The sequence below is a fragment of the Hyalangium ruber genome, from assembly GCF_034259325.1.
Classification (GTDB): domain Bacteria; phylum Myxococcota; class Myxococcia; order Myxococcales; family Myxococcaceae; genus Hyalangium_A; species Hyalangium_A rubrum.
Map to the genome: position 1 here is coordinate 301,806 of NZ_JAXIVS010000013.1, position 20,958 is coordinate 322,763.

Consider the following 20,958-nt stretch of genomic DNA (forward strand, 5'->3'; position numbering starts at 1 on the left):
CTGTTATTTCGCTATCGCGCGCGGCCGCGAGTCCGGGGAGGCCCGGCACCGGGATCGCCGCGCAGCCGCGCGCCCTGCTCGGCGAGGCACCCGGCGTTGCGGAACTCGTTGGCGTTGGCGGAGGCCCTCATGAGCGCGCCTTTCGCCGCCGACGCTCCCGAGGTGCCCTTGGCGGCGTTGTAGGCCGCGCGGGCGGTGAGCACCCGCTGGTCCAGGTGCGACTGGTACTGGGCTTGATGGGACGGAGGCGGCGCATGCCGGCCCGGGAAGTTGGCGGGGGGCGTGGCGGCGGCGGCGTTGTCATCCGTCGCGTCCGCCACGTCGCGCTTCATCTGCTCCTCGGCCTTCTTGCGCCAGTTGTTGATGCACTTGGCGGCGGTGTTCCCGTCCACCACCTCGCCCGGGGCGCAGGTGGGGGATGACACATTGCCCAGGCCCGAGCCCGCGGCGCCTCCGGGGCCCCCGGCGCTGGCCGCCGAGCCTCCGGCCCCGGCTCCGCTGGAGGCACCCGCGCCGGGGGGCTGATTGCGAGCCTCCCGCTCCGCGCCGCGCCACTTCTTCTGGTGATCGCTGACGTAGCTCGAGGTGCGGCTGTCCTCGTCCGCGTGGCGGTCCCGCTGGCGGTAGTGCTCCTCCGGGCGGCCGTTCTCGTAGTTGTGCTGCCGCCGATCGGCGGTGTTCGAGTTCTCCAGGCCCGTGTGCCGCCCATGCTCGTGGCGAGGGTTGGCGGCTCGGCCTTGCTGGGGCACCGCCGGCGCCTCGTGGCTGATGTAGCCGTCCACGAGGTTGCGGCAGGGATCGCCACGCGCACTGCGGTTCAAGCCATCCGTGGAGCGCCCGGTCTCACGGAAGTTCGAGTCACGCACCATGTGGCCGGACTGGCAGGAGGCGAGGTACCGGTCCCCGGGCGTGGGCCGGTGCAGCGGGGAGCCGTCGCTGGCGGTGCCCGAGTCCCGCTCGGGCTGGGTGGCGCTGTCCCAGCGCTGGCACTTCTCGCGGGCGTTGCCGCAGAGCCGATCCACGTGCGAGTACGAGCCGAACCAGTCCGGGTTCAGCTTGGCGTTGATGAGCAGCTGCTGGCAGTGCCGCGAGAAGAAGGTGCTCCCGCCCCCTTCGAGGTAGTTGGCGGGTGTATGCGGCGCGGGAGTTGGGGCGTCACTCACCTGGGACTCCTACCAGAGCGGGGGTCGATCACTGAGGCGGGAGATGAAGCCCTCCAGGGGAAGGCGCCGGAACTTCTTCCCATCCTGGGAGTCCGCCAGGCACTCCGGGCTCGTCACCAGCAGCCGCTCGCGCACGTCGAACGCGCTGGCCCTCAGCGAGGCATCCGCCTCTTCGAGCGTGGGGCCCTGGAGCCGCAACAGTCCGTCCTCCTCCCCCGCGAGCCAGACGGTTCCGGCGTACTTCGCCACGTCCGTCACCATGCCCGGGGACTCCACCACCTCGGACCAGCCGTACACCGAGCCCTCCATCACCCCATTGTCCCCGCAGGCATACACCTCGTCCTCGGAGACCGCGTGGATGCCCGTGAGCACGGCCTGCGTGAAGGAAGGGACGGTGTTCCACTTCCCGCCGTTCCACCACGCGATGAGGCCGTTTCGCCCGACGGCATAGATGAAGTCGCGAGCCAGCCCGTGCATCGCGATGATCTCGCCCGGCGAGTCCCACTCCTGCCACCGCTTGCCGTCCCAGCAGAACAGCGCGGACTCCCGCTGGCCGACCTTGGGGCCCCACGCCAGCACGAACTGATCGTCCAGGCCCCACACCCCCATGGCCAGGAAGGGCAGCGCGTGGAACTTCCAGTCCGGGTGGAGCGGATCCTCGGCCCGGTTGATGTGCATCCCTCCCCGGAGGTGGCTGCCCTCGGCCACGTACACGCTCCCGGAAGGCGAGCGCCACAGACCGGTGAGCCACCCGACCTGGCCCAGCAGCGTGAAGACCTGCCCGTTCACCACCTGTCCCACCCAGGACTCGGCATGGTCCTCCACCCAGCCCGGGCCTTCCCAGCGATCGGCCAGGAAGTGGCAGTCCCAGGCCGAGGGTCCGCTGGCCTGCCGGAACTCGTGTGCCAGCTTCATGGAAGCTCAGGCCCCCGTGGCGCGCTTGACGTTGAGGTGGGCCTTGAACTGGTTGACCTCGGGGTGCGCCTGCTTCAGCGCCGCCATGCTCTGCTCGACGCGCTGAGTGACTTCAGGGTCCTCTTTGCGGAGCTTTCGACCGAAGACGAACATGTACATGATCGTGTCGGGCAGCGAGGGGTGTGGCACCGCGCGGAAGAAGAAGATGCGCAGGGTCGCCGGATCGTCCACGTCGATCTCCGCATCCGGCGTGAAGTGGCTGTTCTTCTCGAGGTAGTCCTGCAAGAAGCCTTCGGCGGTCTCTGCGACCTGCGCGATATCCATCGGCGACCCTCCTGCTCGCGGAGGCCTCTTGCGCCTCCGTGAATCCACGGCTGATAGTCCTACAGCCTTCGAGGGGTTGCCAGGAGCCAATGTGCCGACATCGGGAGGGATTTGAGGATGCGAGAGTCGCGTGGCCCAGGGGTCGACGTGCTCGCGGACAGTCCCGAGGTGAGCGTGACTCGCTGCGCGCTGGGGCTGACGCTGTACCTGGACGAGCCTTTCGTCTGGGCGAGCGAAGGCGCCCGGGCCCTGCTCGAGTGCTACCTGCAGCTGGCGCCGAGGGAGGCGCTGTCCTGGTACACCACCTCGACGCTCGATGCGTGGCACCGCTTCACGCCGGAGGCGGCCGAGAGCATCCTGGAGTCGCTGCCCGTGCCCTGGTCCGAGGAGCGCGTTCGCCACTTGTTCACCTTCCGTCTGGCGGACGAGCTCGGGGCTCCCGGACTGGGCTTCCTATATAAGGAGATGGATGCGGCCCGGGGGCGGCGGGGCTTCCTCCAACTGCTGCTGCCCGAGCGGCATGACCCGAAGGATCTGCTGCGGCTGGCGAACGAGATCGGCGAGCGCTGGCCCGTGCTTTGTGGCGTGGGTGGCTACATGGGCACCTGGAACGAGTGGCTCAAGCCCACCGCGTTCTGGAGCCTGCTTCGCTGGAGCAAGCGCTTCCTGGGGCTCGATATCCAGGATCCGGATCCCATGTGCTGGTTCGCCGCCGACGGGTTGCCTGGCAGCAACTGGCTGACGCTCGTGGGAGATGGCCTCGCCGAGCGGATCGGGCTGGACGTGCCGGCCCTCCAGGCGCAGCGGTGGACGGAGGGCACTCGGGTCCATGCGCTGCGGCGGGCCACGCTCATCCAGGCGGGTGCCGCGCCCACGCTGGGAGATGTCAACGCGCTGAGCTACCCCGCCGCCTACGCGGAGGTGGCTCGGGTGCTGGAGCCCTACTTCGTGAAGGAGGCGCCCGAGTACTGGGGCGGCTTCCACGAGGAGAAGAAGACGGCGCAGTGGCTGCGGCGCCTCGTCTACCCCGAGGACCTGCGCTGACGCGGGGGCTCACTCCTCCCGGGAGATGAGCACCACGCCGCGATCCCCGCTCGCGCTGGAGCCCGTGAGCAGGCAGGTGGCGGCTCCTGGATCGCCGCGCAACATGCCCTCCACGGCGATGGCGAGGCCCGTGGGCATGGCGGCGGCTCCGAGATCGCCCAGGCACTCCGAGAGGAACTCCAGCGCGGCCGTCGGCGGCATCACGTCGTGCGCCACCCGCGGCCAGGCGAGCTGGAACTCGTGGATGCGCAGCTCCTCGGCCGTCATGTCCGAGAGCCACCAATCCAGGGTGCGCTGCTCCTCGCGCAGGCGCTCGGACACCACCCGACCCGCGCGGGTGAGGCCCGTGGCCATGCAGGGAACCTCGTTGTCCCACCTGGCCGGCTCGCGATCGGTGGCCACCGTGTCGAGCCGCGCCAGCACGGGCCAGCGCGCCCGCTTCGCCACCTCGGGACGGGCCAGCGCGAAGAACGCCGCGCCCTCCCCTGCCAGGGCGGCATTCAGGTTCTCGCCGTCGAAGAGGCGCTGCTGGGCGATGAGCGTCTCCACCACCTCGGGATCGTAGGAGGTGTCCACTCCTCCCACGAGCGCCACGTCGACCTGTCGATTGCGCAGCACCGCGCCCGCCTCCAGCAGGGCGAAGGCGAGCGAGGCGTGTCCCCGGGGCTCGACGTGGACCAGGGGCTTCAACCCCCGCTCCTCCAACGGCTTCACCAGCGCCCGCTCCACCTGGAGGCGCTGTTCCCGGAAGGCCTTGTCCCCCAGCCGCTCGGGCAGGCAGATCACCAGCGCCACGGTGGCGTTCGGGGGCAGCTCGCCCAGGGAGTCCAGCAGTTGGGTGAGCGTTCGGGTGGCGATGGGCGCGAGGCGGGCGGCCCCGGAGTCCCTCGTGGGCAGGGTGCGGATGGGCGCCATCGTCACCTTCTTGCCGTTGGGCGCGCGGAACGGCGTCTCGGAGAAGGCGGACAGCTCCGCGCGCCGGAAGGCCCACGTCTGGTAGGGCGAGAAGGCCAGCCCGTTCCACGCGGCCGTCCCGACGATGACGGGGGCCGCGCCGAAGCGGCCTCCGAAGTGGGCGGACTCAGGAGGGAGCGGCGCGCTCACACCGGCTCCTTCTCGACGACCTGGATGTACTCCAGGCGGCGCGAGGGCCGGGGCACGGGCACCACGGTGCGCCACGTCAGCTCCAGCGTCTGCTCGTCCGAGGGCCGCAGCAGCACTGTGTCCAGCACCGGCCGGTACTCGGTGTTGGTGCGATCCGTGCGGGCGCTCACGCCGAAGTGCAGCTTGGGCAGGGCGAACTGATACAGCCCCTCGGCCGAGAGGTTGAGCAGGCGCACCATCTCGCTCCCCTTGAGGTACTCGGGGCAGATCAGCGCGGGCGTGGCGAGCTGGTGGTGGCGCTCGTCGAAGTCCAGGGGTAGCAGCGGCATGCGCTCCTTCATCCACCGCTCGTCCATTGTCCCGGTGTAGCGCCGGCGAGGCTCCCAGTGGCGCCCCAGCGCCCCTACCCCCGCGGGCGCGGGTTTCGTCCGCACCGTGGAGATCAGATCGGCCGGATCCTCGATCTGCGGGCCAAGCTGATGAACCAGGGCATTCGAGTCGCGCGTGACGCCACGGCCCAGGGGGTTGCGGGGCTCCTCCAGCGGCGGCTTGCTGGGATCGCTCGCGTCCACGCCGCCGTAGGCGTACTCCCAGCGCAGGGGCAGGCTCGTGAAGGGCTCGGGCGGACCGAGCGTCAGCCCGAGGGCGCCCTTGTACCAGACGCGGGTTCCGAACACGCGCAGGCTCTTGGCGACGGGCCCCACCTCCACGTGGACGTCGAGCTGCTTCACCGGCTCGCCGCCCTTGCTCATGGCGTGGCCCACCACCACCACGTCCGTGGAGGGCTTGCGGATGCACACGTCCGCCGGGAGCTTCACGCTGGAGGCCTCGGGCTTGTCCTTGTCCCAGGGCTCGTCGGCGTAGCGCACCTCCGCGCCACCGACGCGCGTCACCCGTGCGCTGCCCGGCTCGATCGAGAACAGCTCCTTGATGAGGACCACCACCAGGTTGCCCCCGTCCATTCCCAGCTGGGGGACCAGGGCCACCGTGGAGCTCGTGGCGTTGTGCAGCTCGGGCGTGTTCACGTCACCTCACCTCGCATACCGCGTCGCCCAGCCGTCGGCCTTGCTCCGCCGGGCCCCGGCCTCCACGTGTGTCTTCCATGCCTCCAGCTGGGTGAGCTGTCGCGCGACGAAGTCCCCGCGATCCAGCGGGATGGCTCCGCCCGTGCGCACGGCCAGCTCCACGTGGGCCAGCCGCCGCTGCGCGGGGAGCGCGTCCTGGGACTCCAACTCCCACAAGGAGATCCGTGGACTCCAGACGTGCCCGAATCGGTAGCGCGTGCCCGCCTTGGCGTTGCGGTCGTGCTTCGACCACCACGCCGACCAGATCGGAGCCTTGTCCGTGAGGTCCGGCACGAGCCGGGGCGGCTCGAAGGCGCGCAGGAAGGGCTGTGCCTCACGCGGGTACTCGGGGTCCGGCAGGTCCTCCGTCAGGGAAGCGCCCGTGAGCCGCTGCAGTGCCTCCAACGCCGCGGCCTTCGCTTCGGGCTCCTCTCCCGCGAGGTGCTTCAGCAGCGCGTCCATGAACTCGAGGCTGCCGAACCAGCCGAGCGCCCGCAGCACCGTGGGCGCTCCTCCCGCCGCCAGCGCCGCGCGAAATGCCTCCGCCCCGTTCTCGTCCGAGGCCACGGCCAGGAAGAGGGCGGCGTCCGCGAACCCTCCCCTCCCCTCCTGAGTCAGGGCGTAGGCGCGCTCCAGGCCCGTCTCGCTGCGCCTCAGTAGAGCGCTCTCCAGCGCCGCGCGGACGACCTCCTCATCCTCGTGACGCAGTGCGTAGGTGAGCGCCTCGTGAGGAGCATCGCCCTGCGTGGTCCCCAGTCCCTGGCTGGCGGCTCGCACCACCTCCAGCTCCGGATCCTCCAGGCCGCGTATCGCCTCGGCCGCCGAGAGTGCCCCTCGCCGCGCCAGCACGCGCAGGCCGATGGCTCTCCGGGCAACCCCTTCAGCCGCCAGCCATGGTCGCACGGCCCCCTCGATTCCCGGGTGCGGCGCGAGAGCCAGCGCGTCGGTCACGGCCTCGGCCATCTTGGGATCATCGAGCTCCACCGTTCTAATGATGCGCAGCGCCTGATCGAGCGCGTCCTGCCCCGCCAGCGAGCCGAAGAGGAACAGGTTGGCCCAGGTCAGCTCCGGATCGGGCTCCGGCCGCTCTTCCAGCATCTTCACCAGCCGCGGCAGCACCTGGGGGCCACAGGCGACGATGGCATCCACGCGGCGCACCAGCCGCCGCTCCGTGCGCTCACCGTTCCACCAAGCGGTCAGCGGATGGGGCCGGCGCATGAGGCCGAACATCCCCAGGTCCTCCATGCACGTGCGCGCATGGCCCAGCAGCACCTCCTGCTCCTGCTTCGCGGTGCCGAAGTGGAAGTGCAGGGCCTCGTCATCCGTGGCGGCGGGTCTGTCTTCTTCCGCTGGAGCTTCCTTGGGAGTGTCCTCGCCAGCGGCCTCGAAAGCCGCCAGCCGGGCCTGCGCCGCCGCCAGTAGCGCGTCGAGCTGCGCCGGCGTCGTCACCGGCGGTGGCGCCTCGGGAGCGGGAGGAGGCGACGCCTCGGGCTCGGGCAGCTCCGGCAGGGGGATGGCGGGCAGCAGCACCTCCCGTTCGGGATCGAGCAGCCGAGGCTCCCGGAGGCTGGCGCGCACGGGCTCGCGGACTCCCGCGCGCTCCTCGGGCCGCGCTTCGTCCTCCGCGAGCGGCTCGCCCACGGCCCGGATCGCCGCCTTCATGGCCTGCTGGATCAGATCCAGCTCGGCGATCCCGCCGGGGTCCGCCGTGGGCACCTGCGCCAGGAGCGTGGCCGCCATATGGAGGTGAGCGGCCATGGCCTTGAGGCTCTCGCGCTGGGTCGCCCAATCCCCACGCGCCGCGCTCGCCTCGTAGACCTCTCGCAGGGCCAGCGCGAGCTGCTCCTCGGCCTGGCGGACCGGCAGTGCGGGATCCGCCACCGCGCGCAGCCCCAGCAGCGCCTCGTCGAGCAGCGCCTGGACCGTCTGAATGCCCACCCGCCCGCTCACGCCCGCATCCTTACCGGGAGTCCCCGAAGCCCACGTTGCCCGTCACGCAGACGGGCTTGCCCTCGAAGTGGACGGTGACGGCGGGCACGGGCAGGCCCCATGCCACGCCACGGTTCACGCCCGCCACGGTGATGTCCTTGGTGAGCGCGACGCCGGGCTCGTTGCCCTTCATGTTCCCCGTCTTGCAGAACGAGCTGTGGACCTTCTTGCTCTCGATCTCGATGTTGCTGCACTTGACGCTCAGCGAGCCCGAGTCGCCCATGATCGGATACGGCATGGGCAGGGGGCTGGGCGCCGCGGGCGTGTGGCACATGTTGGGCGCCATGGGCACCACCTGGTGCTTGCTCTTCTCTCCAACGACGGTCAGGCCTAGCGCGGTGACGCTCATGGGCGCGGCTCCTAGTTCAGCTTGATGAGGGTGGCGAGGATCTTGGCCATCTCCCGCGCCCGAGTGAGCACGCGGTCGGCATACAGCTCGACCTCGGCCGGCATGATCTGCAGGAAGGCTCCAGGGACGCGCAGCAGCGCCTTCTCCTCGGCCGTGACGGAGAAGCTGCGCACGCGCGCGTTCACCGCGCCCTGGCGATCGATCGGCAGCGCGCGCTGGGTGGCGAGCAGGCCCGCGATGATCGGTGTCTCCGAGCCGTCCACGACGACCCGGGCCCCCGAGGCCAGCGCCTCATCGAGGAGCGCCGGATCCACCGAGGCATCCACCGGCAGCACGTGCTCCGCCGCGCCGATGCGCACCCGCCACCCCTCCCCTTCCCGCGCCACCAGTCGCCCGAGGCTCATGGCGGGCAGCGTCACCGAGGGCTTCGGCGCCAGGCGTACCTGCCGCTGGGGCTCCGTCGGGGACTCGGTCTCTTCAGGCTCCAGACTCTTGAGTGCCTGCATGGTCATGTCTCCCTGTTCAGCCCGGCATGATGGCCGGCGGGTTCATCTTGATCTCCGAGGAACCCTCGATGGTGACGCCCAACGCGCCCTTGATGGCCACGCCGCTGGAGTCGATGACGACCTCCGCCGCGCCGCACGACAGCGTGATCTTCCCCGAGGCCTCGAGGTTGACGGTGCTGGCCGTCACCACGCCCGCGGCGCCCGCGCTGATGGAGTGGCCTCCGGAGATGTCCTGGCTCTGGCTGGCCACGTTGATCGCCACGGCTCCCTTGGCGTCGATGGAGAGGGCCTTGGACACGTTCACGATGTAGGCCCCCACCGTCTCCAGCTTCGCCGCGCCGATCTGCTCGTTCTTGCCGCCGCCGACCAGCTCGATGCGCGCGGCGCCCACTGACTCCGTGGAGCTGCCGCCGACGGCGAAGGACACCCCGGTCGCGGAGTTGATGACCGCCAGCGCCCCGATGCTCTCGGTGACCGCGCCGTCGACCGTGGTCCCCCAGGTGCCAGAGCCGCCACCCCCACCACCGCCGCCACCCCCACCACCACCGCCTCCCCCTCCTCCACCGCCGCCTCCGCCTCCTCCGCCAGAGGGAGGAGTCAGGCCAGCCTGAGCCAGCGCGCCACTCGCCACGGCCTGTGCCATGCCTCCGGCCATGGAGGCAGCGGACATGTCATCCGAGGCCTCGGCGAGCTGCCCGACGGTCGATCCAAAGACCGCGACCGCCGGGTTGTCGCCCCCCAGCAGCGCCGCGGCCGGGCCCGCGAACTCCGCAGCGGTGCCGATGGCGTCTCTCGCGGCATTCACGGCAGGCGCCAGGGGCCCGAGCAGAGCCGCCTCGGCCCGGCTCGCGGCCATGGCGGCGGCACTGGTCGCGGCGGCGATGGCCTCCGAGGCGATGATCTCGAGCACGGCGGCGGCGGGGCTGCCGATCTGCATGTTCTCCATGCCGCCCACGCTCATGGAGACCCCGCCGGTGATCTCCTCGGTCACCCCACCGCTGACCTTGACCGCGCGCGTGGCCCCCACGTTCACCGTCTGGCTGCCGCCCACGGCGGCGTTGTGGATGCCCTGGACCGACACCGTCTCGTTCGCGCCGACGGACAGGGTGCGATCCGCGCCGACCGTGCGGTTCTGGTTCTGGGCGATCTTCGCCTTCTTGTTGTTGGCGACCTTGATGCTGATGTCGTGGGCGCCATTGATGTAGACGCGCTGGTTGTCCGACGAGTCGTCGAAGCTGACCTCGTTCGAGCCGCCCGCGCCGGGAGACGAGTTGGAGCGGTGCCCGGACACCGTCTTCTGCGCCGGCAGGCTGTAGTCCGGAGGGTTGAGCGGGTTGTACACGCGCCCCATGCAGACGGGGCGGTCCGGGTCGCCCTCGACGAACTCGACGAGCACCTCCCACCCGATGCGGGGGATCATGACCGAGCCGGTGGTGTGCGCCTGGGAGACGCGGATCCAGCAGGACGACTTGTCGTCCATCTTGCCGTCGCGATCCCAGTGGAACTGGACCTTCACCCGGCCGTGCTCGTCGCAGTGGATCTCCTGGCCCGCGGGGCCCGTGACGCGGGCAGTCTGGAGCCCGAAGATCCGAGGCCGCGGAGTGTCACGCCGAGGCCGGAACACCTGCGCCACGGGCACGACGTCGAAGGCCACCTCACAGCGGGCCTCGCCCTTGTCCACCAGCGGCCCCGCCAGGTCCGAGGCGTGGAAGCGCACGTGCAGGCGCGCCCCGCTGACGAAGTACTCGCCATCCGCGAACGGGTGTCCCTCCAGGGATACGCGCCGGCCCGGCGCCAGGGCGATGGCGTTGGTGCGCGCCTGGGCGGTCTGGCGTCGCCCGCGAAGCTCCTCCAGCCGCCGCTGGGCGAGCCGCTTGCCGTCCGCCGGCTGGGTGTAGCGGCCGGGGGCCTCGTACCACTCCGAGGAGACCGTATCCTCGGCCTCCTTCTCGGCGGCCAGCTTCTTGGAGGGCTGCAGCATGTCGTAGTCGTCCAGGCTCACCTTGGAGACGCTGGCGCGCACGCCGCCGCGCCAGTCCCACACCGCCACGGCGTCACCGCCATGGGCCACGTCATAGCGGAACGGGAGCGAGGCCGGCTCCAGCGTCTCCGCCGTGCCGCTGGCGTCGGAGAGCACCATCACATGCCCCTCGGCGCTGTGCTCGAAGGCGAACCAGATGCCCTCCTCTTCGAGGAGCCGGCACACGAAGTCCCACTCGGACTCGTCGTACTGAACGCAGTACTCGCGCTTCGGGTACGTACCCTCCAGGCGCCAGCGGAACAGGCGCTCCTCCAACCCCGCGTCCTTGAAGAGGGCCTTCACGATGTCCGGCACCGCCATCTCCTGGAAGATGCGGAAGCCGTACCGATAGGAGATCAGCCACGGCTGGGGTACCAGCGTGAGCCGGTAGCGCACGGGCCGGTCGGGATCGTCCGAGGCGATGACGTCGATGCGCTCCACCACGCCGTCCACGTCGCGCATCTGCCCGAAGGTGTCCTCGAGCACCACGTGGACGTTGCCGCCGCGCGCCTCCTCCAGCTCGAGCTCCGGCGTGGAGAGATCGAGCTCGAACACGAAGCGCCGAGACACCTCCTCCTCCCCGCGCAGGGCATGCACGACCAGCTCCCCGTTCTGTCCGGGGATGATGGCGGTGGCGGTCACGGCCTGTCGCGGTTCGCTCATGGGGCGGAGGGCCTCAGTTGCTCTTGTGCAGCACCTGGTTGAGCACCTTGTTGTTCTTCACGATGACGGTGGGAGCCTTGATGGTGATCATCCCACTGGCGAGCAACTCCAACGTGCAGCCTCCGCCCCGGACCACGAGCCGGGTCTGCGCCGAGAAGGTGATGTTGGTGGCCTTGACCTTCAGGCCGCCGCCGGCGGTGAGGGCCACGGCGCCCTTGGCGGAGTCGGTCCGGCTGCCTCCACATTTGATCTGCTCGGCGCCAGCGGTCATCACATAGGCGGCGCCGCACGAGACGGACATCTGCTTGGCCTTGATGAACTTGAGGGCGCCGATCGTCTCGGTGAACGTGGTGGACACGGAGACGAGGCGGCTCTTGCCCGCCAGCTCCAGCCAGGCGGCGCCGACGTTCGTCGAGGAGGCCCCCACCACCTTGCGCGTGTAGCCGGCGATCCCCGTTACCACCTGGAGCGCGGCCACGGTGCGATCCAGCGAGCCCGCGATGTTCTCTGCGAGGTCTCCGCCCACCTTCACCATGCGCGCGCCGCCGATAGTGAGGCTCAGGTCTCCCCCCACCCCGTCCGAGTAGTTGCCCCCGACGTTGACGTTCTGGTTGGCGCCCACGGAGAGCGTCCGGCTGCCGGAGACGTTGGCGTAGTGGTTGCCGCCCACGCTCAGCACGTTGCCCACGCCCACCGAACAGCTCTCCTGGTTGGCCACGGTCATCGCCGCGTCGTTGTCCACCAGCAGCGTGAAGTCCTTCGAGGCGTTGAAGAAGATCTCCTCGGCGCCCGCGGAGTCCTCGAAGCGCAGCTCGTTGGCGCCCGGCCCGCCGCCCGTGGTGGCGCTCTGGATGGAGCTGCGCGTGGCGCCGCCCGGCAGCGCATAGGGAGGCCCCAGCTCGGCGTTGTAGAGGTGCCCGGCGACGAAGGGCCGATCGATGTCCCCCAGCTCGAAGTCCACGAGGATCTCGAACTCCACGCGGGGGATGATCATGGAGCCGCTGAGCGGCAACTGACCCACGCGCAGCCACGTGGAGCTGCGGTCATCCGTGAGGCCGGAACGGTCCCACGGGAAGCGCACCTTCACCCGGCCGAACGAGTCGGTGTGGATCTCCTCTCCCGAGGGACCGGTGACGAACGCCAGCTGCGTGCCACCGATGAGCGGCTTGGGAGGGGCCTCGACGGGGCGGTACGGCACCTCGAAGGGAATGCCCGTCACCTCGTTCGAGTACAGCCCCTTGCCGTCGGCGCCGGCCTCGCTGGAAACCCGATGCACCACCCGGGTGATGAGGATGTCGAGGTTGGCCTCGGCACGGGCATGCCCCGTCACGGAGTACGTCCGACCGGGCTCCATGCGCGGGCACGAGCTCTCTCCTCGGAGCACCCGCGTCCCCACGCGAAGCCGCTGCAGCAGGCGCTTGGAGAGCGTGCGGCCGACCCCCGCCTCCAGGAAGTCACCGGGGTGCGCGTACACCTCGCGCCCCGAGGCTCCGTCGCCGCTCTGGGTCGCCGACAGATCGCTCGCGGGGCGCTTGAAGTCATAGTCGCGCAAGAACACCTGGTCGGAGGCCATGCGCTGGCGGTCCCGCAGGTCGATGATGACGTCCTCGTCCATGCTGCTGCTGTCGCGGTCCGTCAGCAGGTTGTCGCCGGGGATGGGCTTGAGCCGGGTGCTGTCATCGAAGAAGAGGATCCGCGCGCTGTCCGTGTCGTTGTGTACGGCGAAGGCGATGCCCTCGGCGTGGAGCAGGCGCGACACGAAGGCGTAGTCGCTCTCGTTGTACTGCACGACGTTGAGGCGGGGCGCGGGAGGCTCAGACAGCTCCCAGCTGTAGCCGTCGGCAAGCCCCGCCTCGTCCAACACGCTCGAGACGATGTCCTGGACGCTCTTCTCCTGGAAGATGCGCGAGTTACGCCCCAGCTTGAGCAGCTCCAGGGGCGCGGAGATGACCACGTGCAGCCGGAAGGCGTCCTGCCGGATCGCCTCCAGCGAAGCCTCCGTCACCACCCCGTGGAAGGGCCGGTCATCGCTGTCCTGCTCGAAGCGGATCCACAGCGAAGCCTTCGTGCCCAGCAGCGGGTCCAGCTCCAGCAACTCCGCCGTCTCCGCCTCGAGCTGGACGGAGCAGACCTCGGAGAGCGCCTCGGTGGCCTCCACCTTCAGCACACGGAAGACGCTGGGGTCGAACCCTTCCAAGGACAGCTCCAGGCTCAGGCGGCGCGCGCTCACGGAGTCCTCTAACCCTTGTAGTTGATCTTGCCCTTGAGCTTCACTTGGACGCCGCCCTTGAGGCCCTCGGCGTCCACGGTGATTGTCGAGCCCGACAGCTCGAACACCTTGCCGCCACCCTTCATCTTCGCGCCACCGGGAGCGGTGATCTGCACCGTGCGGGCTGAGAGCGCGAAGTCCTTGCCCACGTTCTCGGTAATCGGGCCCGCCGAGGTGATGGCCACCGCGCCCATGGCCTCCAGGAGCACGTCCTCCCCAGTCTTGAATTGGGCCACGCCCGTGGTGAGCGCCTTGGCGGCGCCGATGTCCTCGGCCTTGGGGCCTCCGAGCAGCTCGATCTTCGCGCCGCCCACCGTCTCGGTCTTGGCGGCGCCCACCGTCTCGACGATGGCGGTGGCGCTGTTGATGGAGAACGCCGCGCCCACGCTCCGGTCACAGCTCGCGTTGAAGCTCTCCAGCACGTGGTTGGCGAGCACGTTCATGATGCCGCCGATCGTCTCGGTGCGCGCCCCATCCACCTTCTGGGTGAGGTTGCCGGTAACGCCCCAGTCGTCCACGGCGCTGACCTGGACCTCCTTCGAGCCGGTGGTCTCCAGCACGGCGCTGCCCGTGACACTCAGCCCCTGGTTGGCGCCCACGTCGACCGTCTCGCCACCGCCCACCAGGGTGGTGAGCTGCACGCCCACTTCCTCCTTGGCGTCGTTGGTCACCTCCTCGGTGAGGTTATTCCCGGCGACGAACTTCAGGTCCTTGGAGGAGTGGATGAAGAACTCCATGCCCCCGTTGCCATCCTGGAGCCGCACCTCGTTGGTGCTCCCGCCTCCGGGCGAGGTGGCCGACTGGAGCGAGGACTGGGTTCGCTCGTCCGGCAGGCTGTACGGCGGCATCGTCTCCTGGTTGTAGATCTTCTGCAGGACGATGGGGCGATCCGGGTCTCCGTTCAGGAAGCCCACGCTCACCTCCCACCCCACGCGGGGCAGGATCATGCTGCCGCTGGTGTTCTGCTGCTGCACGCGTAACCAGCACGAGGCCTTCTCGTCCACGGCGCCCTCGCGGTCCCAGTAGAAGTGGACCTTGATGCGCCCGAACTCATCGACGTGGATCTCCTCGCCCGGAGGCCCCGTGACGACGGCGCTCTCCTTGCCCCAGGCACGAGGGCGCGGGGTGCGGCGCGGCGGCCGGAAGTCGGCGCCGGCAGCGGGGATGGCGCGCAGGCGGGTGCCATAGGTGGGCGTCTCCCCTGTCTCCGTGCGGACCACCTCGTAGTCGTGAACCACCTGGAGCAGCAGGTACTCCTGGCTGAGGTAGCCGGGCACGGCGTCGAGCACGGTGAAGGTACGCCCCGCCTGCAACCGGAGGCTGTTACTGCGGCCCTCGAGCACCATGCGCTCCTGCACCAACTCACTGAGCCGATTGCCCGCGCGCCGGGTGCCGTCCGCCGGTCCCAGGAAGTAGCCGGGGTATTCGTACCGCCGGGACGTCCCCTCGCTGGCGCCCTCCTCCGCCTGCAGGGGCTCCGAGGGCGTCTGCCAGTTCCAGTCCCGCGTGCTGAACTGGTCCTGCACGAGCCGCGAGGAGAAGACGAGCTCGGCCACGCGCTCCGTCTCGGCCTCGGCCAGGGAGCGGCGGGTGAACGCGAGCTGCGGCGGGCCCGAAATGGGCTGATAGGCAATGGAGGAGTCGGCCAGCTTCAGCACGTGCGAGGTGGGGCCGTGCTCGAACCAGAAGAAGATGCCCTCGTCCTCGAGCAGCCGGAGGACAAAGTTCAGCTCGCTCTCCTTCCACTGGGTGCAGTACTCGCGCTTCACGTAGTCCATCGAGAGCTGCCACTCGGTGGACTCGTCGGGCAGGCCCGCGCCCTCGAGCACGGCCTGGATGATCTCGACGGCGCTCTTCTCCTGGAAGATCCGGCTGCGGCTCCGGTACGCCAGCCCGTGGAGCGAGGGGCGCAGGCGCAGGCGGTAGACGAAGCCGTGCGCCGCGAGCTTGTGCAGGTACTCGGCCTCCTCGACCACGCCGTGGAAGCTGCGCGGCTCCAGGCTCCCATCCGAGACGACGGGCTCGAACGTCAGCGCGCCCGCCGTGCCGATGAGCGCGGCCAGATCGAGATCCGGGGTGTCGCACGCGAACTCGATCACCACCTCGAACAGCTCGGACAGCGCTTCGCGCGCGGTGGCCCGCAGGACGGTGGCCTGGGCCGGGAGGTCCGCATGGTCGATGTGGGCGCGTATCTGCATGGGCGAGCCCTCGGGAGCGGACACGTCCGCCCGCTCCCCAGTCTCACAGCGTAGCACCTTCCCCTCGTCAGCAGCCCGTGTAGACGTGCCTACACCTCGTCCATCAGCAGCTCTTCCAGATCCATCCACGCTTCTGTCCAAGAGCCGCTGCCAGTCGACCATCGCTCCCTTGATGCGCTCGAAGCCACCGTTCTCGTTCGAACACACAGCTCGTACCGTGGCTGCATCGGCCTTCCAGCGTTGACTGAATATTCTTGGCTCCAATGAGGCCGAGTGTCGTCCCCTCCGGCCTCTGCTCTCGAACCCCAGCCTGAAGGTGCTCGCATGGGTCTGCCCCCCAGGACCTTGTCGTGGCCGTACATGGCTTCACGCGCTCCGGGCGCGGCTCTCAGGAGGCTCGGCCTCACCCTGGCACTGGTGCTGGCGGCCAGTGCTTGTGGCTGGGAACCTGGCGCCGGCCTTTCTCCACAAGAGGACGGGGCGGAGCTCACGAGACAGCCGCAGGCGATTGAAGGGATGAACAGCCTGAGCGTCAACGGCCTGAGCGTCAACGGCCTGAGCGTCAACGGCCTGAGCGTCAACGGCCTGAGCGTCAACGGCCTGGCGACGAGCACCTTCGTGAGCTGGTTCGAGGCGAATGCCCCGGCGCATGACGAGGTGATGCGCTACCTGGTCCGCTGCGCCGTGCCCGCGGGAGAGGTGCGGACCTATACCAGCTCCACCACGGGCCTCACCTATGCGTGGCAGGGAGGGCTCGGGGTGGCTCCCGCCTGGGCTCAGGGGACGCCCGCCACGGTGGCGGAGCAGCAGGTGGTCTCCGCGTGCCTGGCCGCGCACGTCAACACCTACGGCTACCACATCCCCATCTCCATCACGGGGCTGAAAGGCAATGCGCAGCCGCTCTCGTTCTCGAAGGACGAGGATCGCGCGTACGTCATCCGCGAGGCCTGCTTCTTCGGCAACCTCTTCACGGGAGAGGGCATCTATGCCGCCAACGATCAGAGCGAGATGGCGGAGTACCTGAGTTCCCCGCGCCGCTGTGGGTGGTCGCATCAGCAGTCCGGGTTGGATCCGGCCTGCCCCGCCATCGTTCGCGCGGGCACATGCGCACAGCTGGGCTGCAAGCAGAGCAAGAACTCGCCCTACTACAGCGAGTGTACCTACAACGGCATCACCTACCGCCCGCTCACCACGCGCATCCGCAACACGGACATCTATGTCTGCGGTGATGGTGTCTGTCAGGTCACCGAGAGCTGCGGCACGGGCATGGCGATGGACAACTGCATGGACTGCGGGCCCTGTTCCCAGCCCTGACCGAGGGGACCGTCTTCACCCCGAGAAGCTTTGCAATCAGCGCACGCCCAGCATGATGGAGCGTGATTCCTCGAACCGCTCGGCGAGAAAGCCCATCAACGCGCGTACCCGCGGCACCTTGCGGGCCTCGCGCGAGGCCACGAGCCAGACGTCTTCCAGGGGCAGCTCCACCTCCGGGAGGACGGGCCGCAGCTCCGGGTGGAGAAAGGCCAGCGCGCAAGGCAGCGCCGCCACCCCCTGATGGGCGGCCACCGCGCCCGCCACGGCCACGGCCGCGTTGCTGCGAAAGGCGAAGCGCCCGGCGCCCCACTCCTCCAACCAGCGCAGCTGCGGCATGCGCGAGAGTGCCGCGTCGAAGCCCACCACCTGGTGATGGGCCAGATCTCCCGGTGAGCGCAGGGGCGCGGCGCGCTCCAGGTAACGAGCGCTGGCGTAGAGCCTCCAGGCGAGCTGCCCCGCCTTGCGCGCCACCAGGGAGTTGCCCTTGGGTCGTACCGTGCGCACGCCCAGGTCCGCCTCCTGGCGCGCCAGGTCCAGCAGCCGTGTGTCCGTGGACAGCTCCACGCGCACCCCTGGGTGGCGCTCCCGGAAGCGCGCCAGCCAGGGATTGAGGAACGCGACGAAGCCGTCTCCGGTGGTCAGGCGCACCGGCCCCTCGAGCTGCCCCTCCTCGTGCTTCAGCCCACGCTCGGCGCTGTGGAGCTGGGACTCGATGGCCGCGGCGGTGCGCACCAGCGCTCGGCCCTCGGGCGTCAGCCGGACGCCTTCGGGGACACGGGCGAGCAGCCGGGTGCCCAGGCGCCGCTCCAGCGCCGTCATGCGGCGGCCCACGGTGGAGGTGACGACGCCCAGCGCGCGAGCCGCCGCGGACAGCGAGCCGGCCCGCTCCACGGTGAGGAGGTAGCGGAGATCATCCCAGTTCATTCGGAGGCCCTTGCATGAATGCAACACCAGTTTGCCCAAGTGGCGTGGAGTGCAACAGGGGCGATACCCAGGGTGCTCACGAGGGCAGCCCACGCCGGGCTCCCCCATGCACGGAGACTCCTCCCATGAAGACGGCATTCGTCACCGGCTCCACCGGACTGCTCGGAAACAACCTGGTTCGCCTGCTCGCGTCTCGAGGCGTGAAGGTGAAGGCGCTGATACGCTCGCCCGAGAGGGCGCGGAAGCTGCTGGCCGGTGTGCCGGTGGAGCTCGTCGAAGGCCACCTGGAGGACGTCGAGTCCTTCGCGCCCGCGATGCGGGAGTCGGACGTGCTCTTCCATACCGCCGCGTACTTCCGGGACAGCTACAAGGGCGGCAGCCACGCCGCGGGGTTGATGCGCATCAACGTGGAGGGTACGCGCGCACTGCTGGAGGCGGCGTACCAGCAAGGCGTGCGGCGAGTGGTACACACCAGCTCCATCGCTGTGCTGGCGCCCCGTCCGGGTCACCCGCTCATCAACGAGACGATGCGGCGTGACGCGGAGCACGAGCCGGATGCCTATTATCGTTCGAAAATCCTCGCGGACCGGGAGGTGGACGCCGCCCTGGAGCGCTACCCGGACCTGCACGCCTCGCTGGTGCTGCCAGGCTTCATGAACGGACCGGGCGATTCAGGCCCCACGACGGCGGGACAGCTCGTGCTGGACTTCCTGCACGGCCGGTTGCCCGGCGTCATCAACACGCGCTTCTCCTATGTGGACGCGCGGGACGTGGCCGCCGCGCTGGTGGCCGCCGCCGAGAAGGGACAGCGAGGCGAGCGCTACCTGGCGGCGGGCAGGGACCTGCACGTGGGTGAAGCGCTCGCGGTGCTCTCGTCGGTAACGGGACTGCCGGCGCCGAAGCGGCAGGTCCCGGATGGGCTGCTGGGAACGCTGGCACTGCTGAACGAGGCCTGGGCAAGGCTCTCCGGGCGCCCGGTGCTGGTGAGCTGGCAGGGCTTCCGCACGCTGCGCCGCGAGCGGACGAACACGGCCTTCGACGCCTCCAAGGCCGAGCGGATGCTGGGCATCCGCTTCCGGCCCCTCGAAGAAACCTTCACGGATGCCGTGGAGTGGTTCGCCAGGCACGGGTACGTGGACCGGGCGCGCCTGCCTCGGGCCGTCGCCTCGACCGTTCCTCGGATGTCCTGAGCCGAGGCCCCACCTTGCTGTGCCAGACAGAGCCTAGGAGACGAGGCGCCCCGCGTGGGCGAGCCGGAGCAAGCCGGCGCGGGCGTCGGACCACTGCCGCATCAGCGCCTCGGACGGCTCGCCGATCCTGCTCGTCGCGTCGAGCAGCGGGAACGTCGAGGCCAGTGCGCCCGGGCTGGGCGAGTGATCGACCGTCGGGAGGATCGTGGTCATCCCGGCATGGGCCTGGCGCTCGACGCGCACGACGCCGTCGGGCCAGCGCTCGACGAGGGCATTGACGACGGTCGCGACCGCAGCCTCGGGCAGTCGCTGCTCGGTTGCCTCGGCCCACCGCACCAGGACTGCAAGCCCGCGCAGCACGTCGTAGAAGTAGAAGCGCGGGAACGTGAGCGCGCGCCAGGCCACCGCCGCGCCGCGCTCCTCGGCGTTGTGCATGGTCTGCGAGCCGTGGATGAGGGCTCGCTTGAGCATGAAGCCCCCGGCGCGAGCGACGAAGGCGCGCTGCTCGCTCGCCCCGGCTCCGCCGATCAGCATGGCCTCGAGCGGAGCGACAGTCCCGACCATCGAGCTCGGGCACTCGCCAGTTTGGAGGTATGCGGTGGTGTCACAATTGAGGCCGCCATCGGCCATCTGGTACCGCACGAACCAGGGCCTGACCCAGGGCAGCGCACGCTCGACGTCGATGCCGCACGCGGCCAGCACCGGGTAAATCGTGCCGAGGGCGCAATGACAAGCACTGTCGCGCTGCAGATCGACGCCCGGAGCATCGCTCGCGTGGATCGGGAAGAAGTGCAAGAGGCGATCAACCCTGGCGGCTAACGCCTCGGAGGCGCGCGCCGGGATTTGGCGTGCTTCGCCGAGTTCGTGGAGCAGCAGCATGTGCCACCATGGGGAGTGCCACTTGGGCCAGTACGGATCGAGCTCAATGCTGCGCTGCGCAGCGTCCGAACCGAGGTAGGCGACGGAATCAGCAATCCCACGCTCGACTTCAGCGCTGCGGAGCGGAGTGGGACTGGGAACGGCGGCAAGCTTCTCGAGGTCGATCATCATCCGCGACTCTGGCCCGGGAAGCCTCGCGGATCTAGCGCTAGGGTACGTCGGCATCTATGGCCCACGCGTCCGGGCCCACGTCGGCCAGGAGCGCCGCGTTGCCAGTTCCCGCCGTGCAGGCGGGCCTCCCCGCCGCGCAGTTCCACTTCGTGCCGGACACGGGGGCACGCCTCGGCGGTGTACGCGGGACCGGCGTCGCGCGGGCCGCGCGCCCGGGGTGGCACCTCGGGCTGCGTCTGGCGTTCTGACCCTGGCCGGCGCGGGGGTGGCTTGCGCGACGCGGGGCGCGGAAGTACAGCAAGGCCCCATGGCACTCTCCGCGACCATGTACCACGTGCAGGTGAACCTCTCGGACGTGGATCGCGGCGTGTATCAGCCCCTCGATCTGCGCCTGGCACGCCACCCGTCCGAGAGCATGCGCTACCTGCTCACGCGCACCCTGGCCTACTGCCTCTCCTATGAGGAGGGGATCTCCTTCAGCAAGGGCGGTATCTCCTCCACCGACGAGGCGCCCATCTCCGTGCGCGATCCCACCGGAGTGCTGCTCGCGTGGATCGACATCGGGTCCCCGTCCGCCGAGCGTCTGCACAAAGCATCCAAGGCAGCCCGCCGGGTGGCGCTCTTCACCCACGTAGAACTCGCGCTGCTGCGCCGCGAGGCGGCGACCAAGGCCATCCACAAAGTCGAGGACATCGAGGTGTGGCGGTTCAGCCCCGCGTTCCTCGATGCGCTCGAGGCGAAGGTAGGCCGCGCCACCAAGCTGGAGCTGACGCGCACCGACGGTCAGCTCTATGTCACCCTCGACGGAGAGACGATCGAAGCGGCGCTTGCACGAGAGAGCCTCGTGGAGGATGCGGCGGGGAGCTGACCTC

General features: G+C 69.8%; 18 protein-coding genes. 5 read left to right on the forward strand and 13 right to left on the reverse strand.

Annotated features, from left to right (window positions below):
* Positions 1–11: 11 nt before the first annotated feature.
* The 3 genes from SYV04_RS32530 to SYV04_RS32540 are packed head-to-tail and all read right to left on the reverse strand — an operon-like array spanning position 12 to position 2,402.
* Positions 12–1,163 (reverse strand): hypothetical protein, encoded by a 1,152-nt coding sequence (locus SYV04_RS32530; RefSeq protein WP_321549867.1) that lies wholly within the window; start codon positions 1,161–1,163, stop codon positions 12–14.
* Positions 1,164–1,172: 9 nt separating this feature from the next.
* The gene (locus tag SYV04_RS32535) at positions 1,173–2,078 is read right to left on the reverse strand and encodes a hypothetical protein (RefSeq protein ID WP_321549868.1); all 906 of its coding nucleotides are present in this window, start codon (positions 2,076–2,078) and stop codon (positions 1,173–1,175) included.
* 6 nt (positions 2,079–2,084) lie between these two features.
* Entirely contained in the window at positions 2,085–2,402 is a 318-nt protein-coding gene (locus tag SYV04_RS32540; RefSeq protein WP_321549869.1) for a hypothetical protein, read from the reverse strand.
* A gap of 117 nt (positions 2,403–2,519) precedes the next feature.
* On the opposite strand from SYV04_RS32540, the gene SYV04_RS32545 reads away from it, so the two are divergent.
* Positions 2,520–3,446, forward strand: coding sequence for a type VI immunity family protein (locus tag SYV04_RS32545; protein ID WP_321549870.1), 927 nt, complete (start codon positions 2,520–2,522; stop codon positions 3,444–3,446).
* Between the two features lie 9 nt (positions 3,447–3,455).
* Here SYV04_RS32545 and SYV04_RS32550 read toward each other — a convergent pair whose 3' ends face one another.
* Genes SYV04_RS32550 through SYV04_RS32585 form a run of 8 tightly spaced genes read right to left on the reverse strand, consistent with a single transcriptional unit; the run spans position 3,456 to position 15,632 of the window.
* Positions 3,456–4,550 carry a hypothetical protein gene (locus tag SYV04_RS32550; protein WP_321549871.1) on the reverse strand — a complete coding sequence of 365 codons (1,095 nt, stop codon included), beginning with the start codon at positions 4,548–4,550 and terminating at the stop codon, positions 3,456–3,458.
* Positions 4,547–5,575, reverse strand: a complete 1,029-nt coding sequence (locus SYV04_RS32555; protein ID WP_321549872.1) for a DUF2169 family type VI secretion system accessory protein — start codon at positions 5,573–5,575, stop codon at positions 4,547–4,549. Before SYV04_RS32555 ends, SYV04_RS32550 begins: the two co-directional genes overlap by 4 nt.
* A gap of 6 nt (positions 5,576–5,581) precedes the next feature.
* Positions 5,582–7,564: a hypothetical protein gene (locus tag SYV04_RS32560; RefSeq protein ID WP_321549873.1), complete on the reverse strand. Its 1,983-nt coding sequence runs from the start codon at positions 7,562–7,564 to the stop codon at positions 5,582–5,584.
* 10 nt (positions 7,565–7,574) lie between these two features.
* Positions 7,575–7,952, reverse strand: coding sequence for a PAAR-like domain-containing protein (locus tag SYV04_RS32565; protein WP_321549874.1), 378 nt, complete (start codon positions 7,950–7,952; stop codon positions 7,575–7,577).
* A gap of 11 nt (positions 7,953–7,963) precedes the next feature.
* Positions 7,964–8,458, reverse strand: a complete 495-nt coding sequence (locus SYV04_RS32570) for a hypothetical protein (protein WP_321549875.1) — start codon at positions 8,456–8,458, stop codon at positions 7,964–7,966.
* Between the two features lie 16 nt (positions 8,459–8,474).
* Complete coding sequence (locus SYV04_RS32575; RefSeq protein ID WP_321549876.1) at positions 8,475–11,141, reverse strand: type VI secretion system Vgr family protein; 2,667 nt, start codon at positions 11,139–11,141, stop codon at positions 8,475–8,477.
* A gap of 13 nt (positions 11,142–11,154) precedes the next feature.
* Positions 11,155–13,371, reverse strand: a complete 2,217-nt coding sequence (locus tag SYV04_RS32580) for a type VI secretion system Vgr family protein (protein ID WP_321549877.1) — start codon at positions 13,369–13,371, stop codon at positions 11,155–11,157.
* 8 nt (positions 13,372–13,379) lie between these two features.
* Entirely contained in the window at positions 13,380–15,632 is a 2,253-nt protein-coding gene (locus SYV04_RS32585; protein WP_321549878.1) for a type VI secretion system Vgr family protein, read from the reverse strand.
* A 492-nt stretch (positions 15,633–16,124) separates the two neighbouring features.
* On the opposite strand from SYV04_RS32585, the gene SYV04_RS32590 reads away from it, so the two are divergent.
* Positions 16,125–16,922 carry a hypothetical protein gene (locus SYV04_RS32590; protein WP_321549879.1) on the forward strand — a complete coding sequence of 266 codons (798 nt, stop codon included), beginning with the start codon at positions 16,125–16,127 and terminating at the stop codon, positions 16,920–16,922.
* A gap of 36 nt (positions 16,923–16,958) precedes the next feature.
* On the opposite strand, the gene SYV04_RS32595 is transcribed toward SYV04_RS32590, so the two are convergent.
* Positions 16,959–17,846, reverse strand: coding sequence for a LysR family transcriptional regulator (locus SYV04_RS32595; RefSeq protein ID WP_321549880.1), 888 nt, complete (start codon positions 17,844–17,846; stop codon positions 16,959–16,961).
* Positions 17,847–17,971: 125 nt separating this feature from the next.
* Between SYV04_RS32595 and SYV04_RS32600 the strand changes: the two genes are divergently transcribed.
* On the forward strand, positions 17,972–19,036 hold the full coding sequence (locus SYV04_RS32600) for an SDR family oxidoreductase (protein ID WP_321549881.1): 1,065 nt from the start codon (positions 17,972–17,974) through the stop codon (positions 19,034–19,036).
* Positions 19,037–19,069: 33 nt separating this feature from the next.
* On the opposite strand, the gene SYV04_RS32605 is transcribed toward SYV04_RS32600, so the two are convergent.
* Positions 19,070–20,086 (reverse strand): hypothetical protein, encoded by a 1,017-nt coding sequence (locus SYV04_RS32605; protein WP_321549882.1) that lies wholly within the window; start codon positions 20,084–20,086, stop codon positions 19,070–19,072.
* Positions 20,087–20,184: 98 nt separating this feature from the next.
* On the opposite strand from SYV04_RS32605, the gene SYV04_RS32610 reads away from it, so the two are divergent.
* Together SYV04_RS32610 and SYV04_RS32615 are read left to right on the forward strand one after the other, a co-directional pair.
* Positions 20,185–20,334, forward strand: a complete 150-nt coding sequence (locus SYV04_RS32610; RefSeq protein WP_321549883.1) for a hypothetical protein — start codon at positions 20,185–20,187, stop codon at positions 20,332–20,334.
* Positions 20,335–20,393: 59 nt separating this feature from the next.
* A complete protein-coding gene (locus SYV04_RS32615; protein WP_321549884.1) occupies positions 20,394–20,954 on the forward strand; it encodes a YaeQ family protein in 561 nt (186 codons plus the stop codon).
* Positions 20,955–20,958: the final 4 nt, after the last annotated feature.

Excerpts from the sequence above, each read along its gene's own strand:
- SYV04_RS32575 (WP_321549876.1), bottom strand. The coding sequence starts at position 11,141 with ATGAGCGAACCGCGACAGGCCGTGACCGCCACCGCCATCATCCCCGGA.
- SYV04_RS32590 (WP_321549879.1), top strand. The coding sequence starts at position 16,125 with ATGAACAGCCTGAGCGTCAACGGCCTGAGCGTCAACGGCCTGAGCGTC.
- SYV04_RS32540 (WP_321549869.1), bottom strand. The coding sequence starts at position 2,402 with ATGGATATCGCGCAGGTCGCAGAGACCGCCGAAGGCTTCTTGCAGGAC.
- SYV04_RS32535 (WP_321549868.1), bottom strand. The coding sequence starts at position 2,078 with ATGAAGCTGGCACACGAGTTCCGGCAGGCCAGCGGACCCTCGGCCTGG.
- SYV04_RS32565 (WP_321549874.1), bottom strand. The coding sequence starts at position 7,952 with ATGAGCGTCACCGCGCTAGGCCTGACCGTCGTTGGAGAGAAGAGCAAG.
- SYV04_RS32595 (WP_321549880.1), bottom strand. The coding sequence starts at position 17,846 with ATGAACTGGGATGATCTCCGCTACCTCCTCACCGTGGAGCGGGCCGGC.
- SYV04_RS32605 (WP_321549882.1), bottom strand. The coding sequence starts at position 20,086 with ATGATGATCGACCTCGAGAAGCTTGCCGCCGTTCCCAGTCCCACTCCG.
- SYV04_RS32600 (WP_321549881.1), top strand. The coding sequence starts at position 17,972 with ATGAAGACGGCATTCGTCACCGGCTCCACCGGACTGCTCGGAAACAAC.
- SYV04_RS32545 (WP_321549870.1), top strand. The coding sequence starts at position 2,520 with ATGCGAGAGTCGCGTGGCCCAGGGGTCGACGTGCTCGCGGACAGTCCC.
- SYV04_RS32615 (WP_321549884.1), top strand. The coding sequence starts at position 20,394 with ATGGCACTCTCCGCGACCATGTACCACGTGCAGGTGAACCTCTCGGAC.
- SYV04_RS32570 (WP_321549875.1), bottom strand. The coding sequence starts at position 8,458 with ATGCAGGCACTCAAGAGTCTGGAGCCTGAAGAGACCGAGTCCCCGACG.